Source organism: Streptomyces goshikiensis (genome assembly GCF_014650555.1).
GTDB classification, from domain to species: Bacteria; Actinomycetota; Actinomycetes; order Streptomycetales; family Streptomycetaceae; genus Streptomyces; species Streptomyces goshikiensis.
Genome location: NZ_BMVE01000002.1, coordinates 985175 through 997799 on the forward strand (window position 1 = coordinate 985175; position 12625 = coordinate 997799).

The 12625-nt window shown below is 72.1% G+C and carries 12 protein-coding genes and 1 pseudogene; 11 read left to right on the forward strand and 2 right to left on the reverse strand.

The window, feature by feature from the left end; translation table 11 throughout:
• Nucleotides 1-64: 64 nt before the first annotated feature.
• From IE248_RS09540 to IE248_RS09580, 9 genes are all read left to right on the forward strand, one after another.
• Entirely contained in the window at nt 65-778 is a 714-nt protein-coding gene (locus tag IE248_RS09540; protein WP_008740216.1) for a nucleotidyltransferase family protein, read from the forward strand.
• A gap of 7 nt (nt 779-785) precedes the next feature.
• Nucleotides 786-1694 carry an NAD-dependent epimerase/dehydratase family protein gene (locus tag IE248_RS09545; protein ID WP_190030391.1) on the forward strand — a complete coding sequence of 303 codons (909 nt, stop codon included), beginning with the start codon at nt 786-788 and terminating at the stop codon, nt 1692-1694.
• Nucleotides 1691-2353 (forward strand): spherulation-specific family 4 protein, encoded by a 663-nt coding sequence (locus IE248_RS09550; RefSeq protein ID WP_073797007.1) that lies wholly within the window; start codon nt 1691-1693, stop codon nt 2351-2353. Before IE248_RS09545 ends, IE248_RS09550 begins: the two co-directional genes overlap by 4 nt.
• Nucleotides 2350-3291: an endo alpha-1,4 polygalactosaminidase gene (locus IE248_RS09555; protein WP_229895199.1), complete on the forward strand. Its 942-nt coding sequence runs from the start codon at nt 2350-2352 to the stop codon at nt 3289-3291. The genes IE248_RS09550 and IE248_RS09555 overlap by 4 nt, the downstream gene beginning before the upstream one ends.
• A gap of 18 nt (nt 3292-3309) precedes the next feature.
• Nucleotides 3310-4554: a phosphoribosyltransferase-like protein gene (locus IE248_RS09560; protein ID WP_190030392.1), complete on the forward strand. Its 1245-nt coding sequence runs from the start codon at nt 3310-3312 to the stop codon at nt 4552-4554.
• Between the two features lie 301 nt (nt 4555-4855).
• The gene (locus tag IE248_RS09565; RefSeq protein ID WP_190030393.1) at nt 4856-5878 is read left to right on the forward strand and encodes a reverse transcriptase family protein; all 1023 of its coding nucleotides are present in this window, start codon (nt 4856-4858) and stop codon (nt 5876-5878) included.
• A gap of 140 nt (nt 5879-6018) precedes the next feature.
• Nucleotides 6019-6438, forward strand: a complete 420-nt coding sequence (panD, locus tag IE248_RS09570) for an aspartate 1-decarboxylase (protein WP_073772810.1) — start codon at nt 6019-6021, stop codon at nt 6436-6438.
• A 5-nt stretch (nt 6439-6443) separates the two neighbouring features.
• A complete protein-coding gene (locus tag IE248_RS09575) occupies nt 6444-7136 on the forward strand; it encodes an aspartate/glutamate racemase family protein (protein ID WP_190030394.1) in 693 nt (230 codons plus the stop codon).
• 455 nt (nt 7137-7591) lie between these two features.
• On the forward strand, nt 7592-8839 hold the full coding sequence (locus IE248_RS09580; protein ID WP_190030395.1) for a transglycosylase family protein: 1248 nt from the start codon (nt 7592-7594) through the stop codon (nt 8837-8839).
• A 27-nt stretch (nt 8840-8866) separates the two neighbouring features.
• On the opposite strand, the pseudogene IE248_RS09585 reads toward IE248_RS09580, so the two are convergent.
• Nucleotides 8867-9703: pseudogene (locus IE248_RS09585) on the reverse strand (DMT family transporter); the annotation flags it as partial.
• 257 nt (nt 9704-9960) lie between these two features.
• Here IE248_RS09585 and IE248_RS09590 point away from each other — a divergent pair.
• On the forward strand, nt 9961-11442 hold the full coding sequence (locus IE248_RS09590; protein ID WP_190030396.1) for an SDR family NAD(P)-dependent oxidoreductase: 1482 nt from the start codon (nt 9961-9963) through the stop codon (nt 11440-11442).
• 60 nt (nt 11443-11502) lie between these two features.
• Here the strand turns inward: IE248_RS09590 and IE248_RS09595 are convergent, their stop codons facing one another.
• Nucleotides 11503-12030 (reverse strand): HD domain-containing protein, encoded by a 528-nt coding sequence (locus tag IE248_RS09595; RefSeq protein ID WP_190030515.1) that lies wholly within the window; start codon nt 12028-12030, stop codon nt 11503-11505.
• A gap of 332 nt (nt 12031-12362) precedes the next feature.
• Here IE248_RS09595 and IE248_RS09600 point away from each other — a divergent pair, with 332 nt between their 5' ends.
• Nucleotides 12363-12536 carry a hypothetical protein gene (locus tag IE248_RS09600; protein WP_008740241.1) on the forward strand — a complete coding sequence of 58 codons (174 nt, stop codon included), beginning with the start codon at nt 12363-12365 and terminating at the stop codon, nt 12534-12536.
• The last annotated feature ends 89 nt before the right edge of the window (nt 12537-12625 follow it).

Genomic DNA, 12625 nt, shown 5'->3' on the forward strand with positions numbered 1-12625 from the left:
CCGCCGACGCACACCCACATCCCCACGCCACGCAACGTCCCCCACGCAACCTAGGAGGAGACCCATGTACGCAGTGATCCTGGCGGGCGGCAAGGGCGTCCGGCTCCGGCCCTACACCACGGCCCTGCCCAAGCCGCTCGTCCCCATCGGCGACCAGCACGCCATTCTGGAGATCGTGCTGCGCCAGCTCTCGGGGGCCGGCTTCACCCGCTGCACCATCGCCATCGGCCACCTGGGCGAGATCATCCGGGCGTACGTCGGCGACGGCTCGCAGTGGGGCATGAACATCGACTACGCCACCGAGGAGAGCCCGCTCGGCACCATGGGCCCGCTCCTGAACCTGCGCGACCGGCTCCCCGAGAACTTCCTCGTGATGAACGGAGACGTCCTCACCGACCTGGACTACGCGGATGTCCTCCGCAGCCACGAGGCGTCGGGAGCCCCCCTGACCATCGCCACCTACCCCCGCAAGGTGCACATCGACTTCGGGGTGCTCACCACCGCCGACAGCCGTGTGGTCGGCTTCACCGAGAAGCCCAGCATGGACTACCACGTCTCCATGGGGGTGTACGGGCTCAGCCGGTCCACCCTCGACGGCTACACACCCGGTCTGCCGCTCGGCTTCGACGAACTCGTCATAGACCTGCTCGGCGCCGAGAACCCGCCGCACTCCTACGCCTTCGACGGCTACTGGCTCGACATCGGTCGTCCCGACGACTACGACCGGGCCAACGCCGAGTTCACCAGCCGCAAGTCCCTGCTTCTCAAGGGAGCCTGAGCACGTCATGCGCATTCTCGTCCTGGGCCGAACCGGCTACCTGGGCGCCCACGTCGCCGACCGCCTGCGCGCCCTCCCGGGCGCGCGGGTGTTCGACGGCGGCCGCTCTCCCGACGCCGACTTCGGCGTCGACCTCGCCGCCGACCCGCCCGACCGGCTCGCGGCGGTCCTGGCCGCCGCGGCACCCGACGCGGTGGTCAACTGCGCGGGCGCCACCGGCGGGGACGCCGTGACCCTCGCCGAGGTCAACGCCCGCGGTCCCGCCCTGCTGTGCGCCGCGCTGCACGAAGCGGCGCCCGCGGCCCGCCTGGTCCACCTGGGCTCGGCCGCCGAGTACGGCCCCGGCGAGCCCGACACCCGGGTCGCCGAATGGGCCGCCACCCGCCCCGTCACCCCGTACGGCGCGACGAAACTGGCCGGCACCGTCGCGGTGACCGCCTCCGGCCTGGACGGCGTGGTCCTGCGGGTGGGCAACCCGGTGGGACCCGGCGCACCGGTCACCGGGCTGCCGGGCCGGATCGCCGCGCTGCTGCTCGGGGCCGGGCCGGACCCGGACGCGGTGCTGCGGCTGGGCGACCTGTCCGCCCACCGCGACTTCGTGGACGTACGCGACGTCGCCCGGGCGGTGGCGCTCACGGTCACGACGCCCGGACCGCTGCCGCCCGTACTGAACATCGGCGCCGGGCGCGCCGTACCGGTCCGCGACCTGGTGCACACCCTGGCCGCCGCGGCGGGGTTCCGGGGGCGGATCGAGGAAGAGGAGGGCGGCTCGGCCCGCTCGGCCCAGGTGTCGTGGCAGTGCTCCGACATCACGGCGGCGGGCGAAGCCCTCGGCTGGCGCCCCGCGCACGGGCTCGGCGACATGCTCGCCGCGCTGTGGGCGGCGACGGCCGCGGAAGGCAGCGGAGCACCGTGAGCCTGCTCGTACCGCTGTACGTCCACCCGGCCGAGGAACCCGGCCTGTGGCACCGGCTGATCACGGACGCCGCCGGCACCTACGGGGTCGTGCTCAACCCCGCCGACGGACCGGGCACCCGCCCCGACCCGGCGTTCACCGCGGCCGCCGCGGCGCTGCGCGCGGCCGGGGCACGGCTGCTCGGCTACGTGGACACCGACTACGGGGCCCGCAACCGGACGCAGATGGTGGACGAGATGCGCCGGCACCAGGAGTGGTACGACGCCGACGGCTGCTTCCTCGACCGGGTGACGGCGACCCCGGAGGGGCTCGGCGAATGCCGTCGGCTGGTCCGGTCGCTGCGCCGGCTCGGGGCGGCCACCGTGGTGCTGAACCCGGGCGTCCACCCGGCCGCCGGGTACGTGCGCCTCGCCGACCTGACGGTCACCTTCGAGGGGCACTGGTCGACGTACGTCTCGGCCTTCACCAGACCGGCGTGGACGGCGCGTCATCCTCCCGAGCGGTTCTGCCACCTCGTCTACGGGGTACCCGAGGCCTTGATCCCGCTCGCCGTCCGCACCGCGCGCGAACGCGGCGCCGCGGTGTCGGGGCCGGTCACGGGCGAACCGCCCAACCCCTGGAACAAATTGACCCCCGCACTCACCGGGATGGAGCGATGAGCCGCACGATACTGGCCCGAGCCGGCCTGCTGACCGCCCTGACGGCCTTCGTCCTGACGGGCTGTTCCACCTCGGACGACGACGAGCCCCCGCCCCCGACCGCCCCCGCGCAACCCTCCCGGTCCGCGACCCCGGCGCCGTCGGACGGACCGTCGCCGGAGCCATCAAAGGGAACACCGGCACCGGGAACACCCTCGCAGTCCCCGGGGACATCAGCCGCACCACCCGACCAGGCGAAGTCCCGCTGGCACCCGGAACCCGGCCTCGCCTGGCAGTGGCAGCTCGACGGCCGCTCCGACCCCTCGGTCGACGTACCCGTCTACGACATCGACGGCTTCGAGAACTCGGCGGCCGACGTGGCCGTACTGCACAAGGCCGGCCGCAAGGTGATCTGCTACATCAACGTGGGCGCCTGGGAGGACTTCCGCCCCGACCAGGCCGACTTCCCGCGCGCGCTCCTCGGCCGGCCCAACGGCTGGCGCGGCGAACGCTGGCTGGACATCCGCCGCATCGACCTGCTGCGCCCGATCATGGAGAAGCGCTTCGACATGTGCCGGTCCAAGGGCTTCGACGCGGTGGAGCCCGACCTGATGGAGGGCTACGGCAACGACACCGGCTTCCCGCTCACCGCCGACCACCAGCTCGCGTTCAACCGCATGATCGCCGCCATCGCCCACGCCCGAGGCCTCTCGGTCGGCCTCAAGAACGACCTGCCGCAGATCCCGCAACTCGTCGGCGACTTCGACTTCGCGGTCAACGAGGAGTGCGCCCAGTTCGACGAGTGCGCGTCCCTCACCCCCTTCGTCAAGGCGGACAAGGCCGTCTTCCACGTCGAGTACGAGGGCTCCACCGCCGCCTTCTGCGCCGACTCCCGCCGCCTCAAACTCTCCTCGATGCTCAAGAACCCCGAACTGGACACCTGGCGCAAGCCCTGCTGACGGAGGCAGGGTTGTCACATGGCGATGCGCATGCGGGGCGAGCGGGTACCGACGAGGCCGAGCGAGACCCGCCAGGGGATCGAGTGGCTGACCAATTTCGCCCCGGGGGACACCGCCGCCGCTCAGCTGTTGCTCAACAGCCTGCACGTCGTCTCGGAGACGACGTTCAGGCAGGAACTGTCGGAGCAGCTGAGGTCGACGTTGACGGCCGAGGTGAACGTGCCGGCGGCTCTGTACAGCGTCCGCTCCTGCCGGCCGACGGACACGATGTTCATCGGCGACGTCTCGCCGCTGGTCTCCAGCGGCGACGGAGGCGGCAGCGAGTTGATCGTTCAGAACATCCTCCGGGCCACGGAGCGGAGTCTGGACACCGCCGTCCTGACGCGCAACGCCACGACGATCGACGTCCTCCGGGCGAGGCGTGTCCGGAGCCTCGTGTTCGTCTCCGACTACGCCGGCTCCGGCGAGGAGTGTCTGGCATACGCGAGGGCCTGGCTGCGGAATGCGACGATCCGCAGTTGGCGCTCTCTGAAGCTCATCCGGCTGCACCTGATGCTCTTCGCGTCGACGACGGCCGGGCTGCGGCGCATCCGCTCCAGTGGGCTCTACGACCAGGTGTCAGTGATCCATCACGGGATGGACTTCGCCTCGATGCAGTGGAGTCGGCAAGAGGTCAAGCAGGTGAGCGAACTGTGCTTGGAGTACGCACGGCGCCCGGAAGAGGGCCTGGGCTGGTCGCGCAGTGAGGGACTCCTGGTGTTCGAGCACACGGTGCCGAACAACCTCCCCGCCATCCTGCGCCAGACGAAGGGACGCAGTAGGCGTCCTGACGGACAGTGGGCGCCGTTCTTCATGAACCGTGTGGTCCCGCCGGGACTCATGCGGGAACTCGTCGGATACCGACCCGCATACGATCCGCTGCTGGGGCTGCGCGCTGTGGGGCAGGTGCGCCTCGCGCGGGCCGGCGAGCACCACACCCATGCGCGCGGCGGGATCCGTCACCTCGTCGAGGTGCTGGCCCACGTCTCCAAGGGCCGTAGGCATCCGGAGCAGTTGGCGAGCGCGGTGGCGGTCTCCGTTCCGGCGGCCAGGGAGATCCTCGCGCAAGCTCGACGGTGGGGCCTGGTGGATGACCAGACCCGGTTGACCGACGCGGGACGGGATGAACTTCGAGCCGCCAAGATCCGTCCGCGACAAGTCGTCAGCCGTTTGCAGGGCAGTCAGGAGCCCTACTACCCTGTTGCCTTGCGAGAGAGTCGGTGACGTCTAGCGCGATCGGCGAGGTCATCGCCGAGTCAACGACCCGCACGCGCGGGTCAGGCTGCGGTCGTGAACCGCATGCTGTGGACAAGCTGTCGAACGCCTGGATCTCGCGAGGCGCCGGTGCTCCTACGTGGGCCTGGCGCGCGACTCGCGAGCGCCTGGCGGCATGCACCGAAGGTAGGCCGTCATCGACTCTCCCGCGCGCTACCGGAGCGAAGGCCGACGGAGAGGCGTCCCGTCCGACGTCATCGAAGAGGCGCTGGCGCAGACGCGGCGGCTACAGGGGCGCGATCTCACGCCCGTGCTGACGCTGGCGCACCTCGCTCATCAGACCGGCGCGCCGTACATCTACCTGCGAGAGATCGTCCAGCGAGTCCGGGACCCTTACGCGGAGTTCTCCCGTCCCAAGCGCGAGCCCGGCAAGGCCCGTGTGATCGCCGCACCGGACGGTGTCCTGATGGACGTGCAGCGCTGGCTGCTGGCAGGCCTGTTCGGCAGGATTCAGCCCCATCGAGCGAGCTATGCCTATCAACAGGGCCGCTCTGCCGTGCAGTGCGCGCAGCGTCATCTCGGCGCCTCCTGGCTGCTGAAGTTCGACCTGCACGACTTCTTCCACTCCATTGACGAGCGCGCGGTCCAGGCACTCGTCCGTGAGTCCGGCTACAACCGGCTGGTCTCCTTCGAGATCGCCCGCGTCTGCACCCGGCTCCCGGGTGGGAACACCGTGCCGTACACCAGAAGTGCGTACCAGGGCATCCCCACGTACAGAACGGGGACCCTGGGGTTCCTTCCCCAGGGAGCCCCTACGAGCGGGGCCATCGCGAACTTGATCGCTCGCACCCTGGACGACTCGCTCGTGGCCATCGCCGACCGGTACGACATGACGTACACCCGCTACGCGGACGACATGACGCTCTCCACTTCGCGGAACCTCGACCGCTCCGTTCTCACCCGCTGTGTCGCCGAGATCTCGGCAACGGTGGCGAGGACACGGTTTCGACTCCACAGGAAGAAGACGCGGATCGTCCCGCCGGGCGCCCGCAAGATCGTCCTGGGCCTCCTCGTGGACGGCGACAGGGTCCGGCTGCCCCGCCATACGCGCAGGAGGCTCGAAGACCACATCCGGGGCACGACGTCCTTCGGTCTCACCGCCCACGTCGCTCATGCCGGATACAGCTCGCTCCAGGGGTTCGTGAACCACATCGACGGCCTGCTGTCCTACGCCCGAGGCGTGGACGCCGCCTGGGCCGACCAACTGAAGGCGAAGTGGGAGGACGCGATGGCCGCCGAGGGCCTGAACGGCCTGGAACGCCACGCGTGGTGAGGGGCGTCCACGCCTGCGTCTGGTCGGTCCCATGCCCGACCCGGAGGACAGCTGACCGCGGGGGTGAATCGTTGTACGCTGCCGGGACGCCCTTGACCTGCGGGAAGCAGGCAGGGAGCAGACAATTCGGGAGTTACTCCATGCTTCGTACCATGTTCAAGTCGAAGATCCACCGGGCGACCGTCACGCAGGCCGATCTGCATTACGTCGGGTCCGTGACCGTCGATGCCGATCTGCTCGACGCGGCCGATCTGCTGCCCGGGGAGTTGGTGCACATCGTGGACATCACCAACGGCGCCCGGCTGGAGACCTACGTCATCGAGGGCGAGCGCGGGTCCGGGGTCATCGGGATCAACGGGGCCGCCGCGCATCTCGTGCACCCCGGGGATCTGGTGATCCTCATCAGCTACGCGCAGGTCGAGGACGCCGAGGCGCGGGTGTTGAAGCCCCGCGTCGTGCACGTCGACGGCGACAACCGGATCATCGAGCTGGGCGCGGACCCGTCCGCGCCGGTTCCGGGTACCGATCAGGAGCGCAGCCCCCACGCGGTGGCCGTCTGAACGGGGTGGCGGCCCTGGTGCTGCTGCACACCTCGCCCGTGCACGTCCCGGTCTTCGAGGCGTTGCGCGACCGGGACCACCCGGGTGCCGTCCTGCGGCACGTGGTGGTTCCGGAACTGCTCGACCTGGCCCGGGCGGAGGGCCCGGAGGCGGTGGTCCCGGCCCTGCGCGGGCTGCTGGCCGAGGTCGGGGACGTGCCCGTGCTGGTCACCTGCTCGACCATCGGGGCCGTCGCGGAGTCCCTGGCTCCAGAGCGGGGCGCCCGGGTGCTGCGGGTGGACCGGCCGATGGCGGCCGAGGCCGTGCGCCTGGGCGAGCGGATCGTCGTCCTCGCGGCCCTGGAGTCCACCCTCGCCCCGACCCGGGAGCTGCTGGCCGAGGAGGGCGCAGGGCGGCGCGTGTCCCCGCGTACGCAGGTGGTCGCCGGGGCCTGGGAGCGCTTCGAGGCGGGGGACACCGCCGGCTACCTCCGCCTCGTCGCCGAGGCGGCGGACGCCGTGAGCGACGCGGACGTCATCGTCCTGGCCCAGGCCTCCATGGCCGATGCCGCGGGCCTGGTCAGGACCCGTGTCCCGGTGCTGTCCAGCCCGGCCGCGGGACTGGCGGCGGCCCTGCGCGGAGCCCCCGCTCAGTCGTTCCGTGATGGTTCGCCCGTGCGGCAACGGGGCGCTCCCTTTGGTGCGGTCTCCGATGGCTGATCCGGAGGGCGTACCCGGCGGGATCCGGGGAAGGTGGGGCTTATGGTGCGAAACGTAGAGCAGACACAGCCGCCCGTACCCGGACCGGGCCCGACCCCGGACCCGACGCCGGGCCCCGGACCGGCTCCCGGCCCCAACCCGTTCCCGGACCCCCAGCCCGTCCCGCGGCCGGTGCCGCCCGAGCCGGCGCCGGTGCCCGAGCCCGACCCGGTGCCCGCGCCGCCCGGGCCCGCTCCGATCCCGCAGCCCGGGCCCCTGAGCTGAGCCCCGCACGGGGCGCCGGCGTGCGCCCCGTGTGCCGGGTGTGCGACACCGGCCCGGCGCGGTCCCCCGTACGGCCGCCGGCCCGTGAGGGAGCGTCAACTCCCTCACGTGTGCGCCCTGTTGTGCCCCTTGTCATGAACTGATCGCAGCGTTAGGTTGTGCGGTTCCTGATGTCTTCACTGGGGGCTCCCATGGGTGTACGGGGCCGGCACCGCCGGTACCAGCCGAGCAGCATCAACCGGGCGTCGCTGGCCGTCACCGCCGGTGGCGCCGGAATCGCGCTCCCTCTGATCGGCGCCGGCGTCGCCCACGGCGCCTCGGTGGACACCTGGAACAAGGTCGCCGCCTGCGAATCGACCCACAACTGGCACATCAACTCCGGCAACGGCTACTACGGCGGGCTCCAGTTCAGCCAGAGCACCTGGCGCGAATTCGGCGGCACCGCGTATGCCGCGCGGGCCGACCTGGCCACCAAGGACCAGCAGATCGCGGTCGCGGAGAAGGTCCTCAAGGGGCAGGGCCCGCAGGCCTGGCCCGCATGCGGCAAGCAGGCCGGACTCAGTCGCGGAGGCCCGGCACCCGCCGCCATCCCGCAGCAGAAGCAGGCGCAACAGCCCGCGGCGCTGCGGACCGAAGCCGAGCAGGCCACGGCCGAGCAACGGCAGAACGCACCGCGCCCCACCGGGACCTCGGTCCTGCCCAATCCGTACGTCGTGGCCCCCGGCGACTCGCTGTCGGCCATCGCCACGGAGCAGCACGTCGAGGGCGGCTGGCAGGCCCTGTACGAGACCAACCGGGCCACCATCGGCGGCAATCCGAACCTGATCCTCCCGGGCCAGCGGCTGACCCTGCGCATCACCGCGGCGCCGCCCGCGCAGAATCCGGAGAAGCCCCCGCGCACCGCCGAGCCGGTCAAGCCAGGGGAACCGGCGGCGACCAAGCCCAAGCCGGAGCAGGCCAAGCCCGCGCCCGCCAAGCCGGACCCCGCCAAGCCCGCCCCGCAGCCCGCCTCAGCGCAGCAGCAGCCGGCGGCCGGTGTCTTCTCCGCCCCCGTCGACGCCGGACTCGGCACCGCCTATCGCGTCGCGGGCTCCTCCTGGTCCAGCGGCTATCACACCGGGGTCGACTTCCCGGTGCCCACCGGCACGACCGTCAAGTCCGTCGGCTCCGGCCAGATCGTCTCGGCCGGCTGGGCCGGGGCGTACGGCTACCAGGTCGTGATCCGGCACTCCGACGGCCGCTACTCCCAGTACGCGCACCTCTCCGCGCTCAGCGTCAAGGCCGGCCAGCAGGTCTCCGGAGGCCAGCGGATCGGCCGCTCCGGTTCCACCGGCAACACCACCGGACCGCACCTGCACTTCGAGATGCGCACCGGCCCCGGCTACGGAACGGACATCGACCCGCTCGCGTATCTCCGCGGCCACGGCGTCCGGATCTGACCCGCGCACGTGCGGCGGCACGGCCATGAGCAGGACGAGGCCGGCCGCCGCCACCGCGGCGCTCGCCAGCGCCGCCAGCGCGCCCACCGTCCCGTACCGGAAGCCCTCCTCGAAGAACGTGAGGCCCACCGCCGCCGCGACCACCGGGTTCACCATGGTCACCGTGGCCAGCGGAGCCGTCAGCCCCGCCCCCCGGTAGGCCGCCTGTGACAGCAGCAGCCCGCCGACGGCCAGCACGGCGATCGCCCCGAGCTGCGGCCACAGCGCGCCCGGTGCGCCCGGCGCGCCCTCCCCGCTCAGCTGGTCCAGCCGGAAGTCCTCGGCCACCGACTTGGTGAACACGGAGGCCATGCCGAAGGAGGTACCCGCCGCCGCGGCCAGCAGGACGCTGCGCAGCACCGGCCGGCGCATCCGGTGCGCCGCCAGGAACAGCAGGGCCACCCCGGCCGCGGTCGCGATCAGCAGCAGGCTCTGCTCGCCGCCCGCCAGCCCCTGCTCCGTCTCCCCGTCCCCGCCCGTCAGTGCCAGCAGCCCGGCCAGGCCCGCCGTGGCGAGCAGCGCCCCGCGCCAGGCAGCCGCGCCCGCCCGGCGCCGTACGAACACGGCCGACAGCGGGAGCGCGAAGACGATGGTGAGCGCCCCCAGCGGCTGGACCAGGCTCAGCGGCCCGTAGGCCAGCGCCACCACGTGCAGCAGCGCGCCGAGGCCGTTCAGCCCCACCGCCACCCACCACCCGGCGCGGTGCAGCGGGGCGTACGGGCGGTCCGGTGAGGTCGCGGCGACCCGCTCCTGGACGATCGCCCCGCCGGCATAGGCGAGCGCGGACACCAGGCACAGGACGACGGACAGGGCCAAGGCACTCATGAATCCCACAATGCCCCACTCACCTGCACAATTCCTCCGCCCACAGGAGGTCACGAGTCGTACTCCGGGCGTAGTACGGGAGGAGGGGCCACAAGCCCACGGACCGCGGGCCGCTCCCCGCAGTGACGCCCTCCTCGCGGTACGTGAGCCCCGCGCACACGGGTTTGGACCCCGGCGTGTCGAATCCGTACACTCGCCCTTTTGGGGACTTCCGCAGCAGCGGGCGCGGACGAGTGATCAAGGAACGGGCAGCGGCCATGACGGTGACCGAAGACAACCACGTGAGCGGGGAAGAGGACGCCTTCGGGCCGGGCATCGACCCCGACCGGCTGGCCCTCTGCCTCAGCGTGATCGACGAGCTCGACAAGCTCGACGTCGACCACCCGGACGCCATCACCGTACGCCGCGCCACCGCCGGCCTCTACCGCACGGTCAAGCAGCGCCGCCGCCAGGAGCGCCGCGCCGCCAAGACCGCCAACGACAAGGCCGTCACCGAGGCGACCGCGACCGGCTCCGCCGAGCGCATCGACGACGAGACCCAGGGCAACGCCCTGACCGCCGCCACCAAGGGCCCGATCGCCGGGATACTCCAGCGCCCGCGTTCCTGCTACATCTGCAAGACCCGCTACGTCGAGGTCGACGCGTTCTACCACCAGCTCTGCCAGGACTGCGCCGCCTTCAACCGCGCCCGCCGTGACGCCCGCACCGACCTGACCGGCCGCCGCGCGCTGCTCACCGGCGGCCGCGCCAAGATCGGCATGTACATCGCGCTGCGGCTGCTGCGCGACGGCGCGCACACCACCATCACCACCCGCTTCCCGAACGACGCGATCCGCCGCTTCAAGGCGATGCCCGACAGCTCCGAATGGCTGCACCGCCTGAAGATCGTCGGCATCGACCTGCGCGACCCGGCCCAGGTCGTCGCGCTCGCCGACTCGGTCGCCGGCGAGGGCCCGCTCGACATCCTGATCAACAACGCCGCGCAGACCGTCCGCCGCTCCCCGGGCGCCTACAGCGAGCTCGTCGCCGCCGAGAACGCCCCGCTCCCGGCCGGTGAGCTGCCGGCCGCCGAGGTCATCGGCACCTTCGGCAGCGGCACCGTCGACCGTGTCGCCGCGCTGCCCACCGGCCACGGCGAGAAGCTCACCGCCCAGGACGTCACCGAGCTCGCGCTGGTCTCCGGCTCCGCCTCCCTGGAGCGGATCGCCGCCGGTACGGCCATCGACGCGGGCGGGCTGGTCCCGGACCTGCACGACACCAACAGCTGGATCCAGACGGTGTCCGAGGTGGACCCGATCGAGCTCCTCGAAGTGCAGCTCTGCAACTCCACCGCGCCGTTCATCCTGATCAGCCGGCTCCGCCCGGCCATGGCGGCCACCGAGGGCGGCCGCCGCTACGTCGTCAACGTCTCCGCGATGGAGGGCGTGTTCAGCCGCGGCTACAAGGGCGCCGGCCACCCGCACACCAACATGGCGAAGGCCGCGCTCAACATGCTGACGCGCACCAGCGCCCAGGAGATGTTCCAGAAGGACCAGATCCTGATGACCGCCGTGGACACCGGCTGGATCACCGACGAGCGTCCGCACCCGGACAAGATCCGCCTCGCCGAGGAGGGCTTCCACGCCCCGCTCGACCTGGTCGACGGCGCGGCCCGGGTCTACGACCCGATCGTCCGCGGTGAGCTCGGCGAGGACCTGTACGGCGTCTTCCTCAAGGACTACGCGCCCGCCAACTGGTAGGCCGCCCGAGCCCGGCCGCGCGCCCCGGTCCCTCTTCGGAGGGGCCGGGGCGCGCCGCGTTCACGGCGTGCGCGCGTACGCCCCCGCCGCCACCCGTTCCAGAACCGGGCGCCAGTCCTCCATCACGCCCGCGTCCAGTCCGGGCACCTTGCCCGCGTCATCGGCCTGACGCAGTGTCACCGCGGCGTCCGCTTCGGGATCGGCCGCGAACGCCCGGACATCGTCCGCGCCCATCACCCCGCCCTGCGCCCGCAGGGTCAGCGCGCTCTGCGGCGACAGCGCCCGGGCCGGCTCGACGGCCGCCAGGTAGCGCTTCGCCGGCACGTGCAGCCGTACCAGCCGGGCCACCCGGTCGCCCAGCAGCGGGCGGAGCGCCTCGGCCGCGTGGTCGGCGTGGCCCGCGTCGTCCCCCGGGAACAGCAGGTGGCCCAGGTCGTGCACGAGGCCCGCGACTTGGAGTTCCTTGTCCGCGGGGTGCGAGCGGCGCAGCAGGGCCGCCGTCTGGAGCCCGTGGTCGTGCAGGTCGACCGGGTCGCCGCTGCGGTCGGGGGTGTCCCAGGCGCCCCGGCAGGCGCGCAGCAGATCCATCAACTCGTCGACGCTCCGGACCTCCGCCACCCTGGACCTCGCCACCGCGTTTCCCTCCGTAGCCCGCCCGTCGCCCGTGTGTTGCCCGCCGAGCAGATCAGCCCGCACCGTCCGTCTGTCGTACGAGTGACTGAACGTGGGGCGAAAAACAGCGGTCCAGTGCGGATTTTACCGTTCCATCGAGCGGGGGTCCGCTCATATGTGTACTCTAAACCGCATGAGAGCCCCACCCGGGCCCTCGCTCCACCACGGCGCCACCGCGTCCGGAAACCTTTATTCCTGCCCGGCGCGGCGCTCCGCCCACCGGGTTACGCGACACTAAGGAGTGCGCGGTGACTGAAATGACGACGACCGAACCGAAGCTGCTGGAGCACCCGAACGGGCGAACCAAGACCCGTTCGGACGAGCTCGGCACGCTTGAGGTGTGGGCCCGATCCGCTCCCATCCGTCTGGCCGGGTACGAGGACGACCTGGCGGAGCCGCACATCCTGCCCGGTATCGACTGAGCCCCGGCAGCAGCTCCCCCCGCGCCCCCGCGCCCCCGCGCCGACACAGCGGCGACGGGGGCGCGGCATGTGCGGGCCGCCCCCTCCAC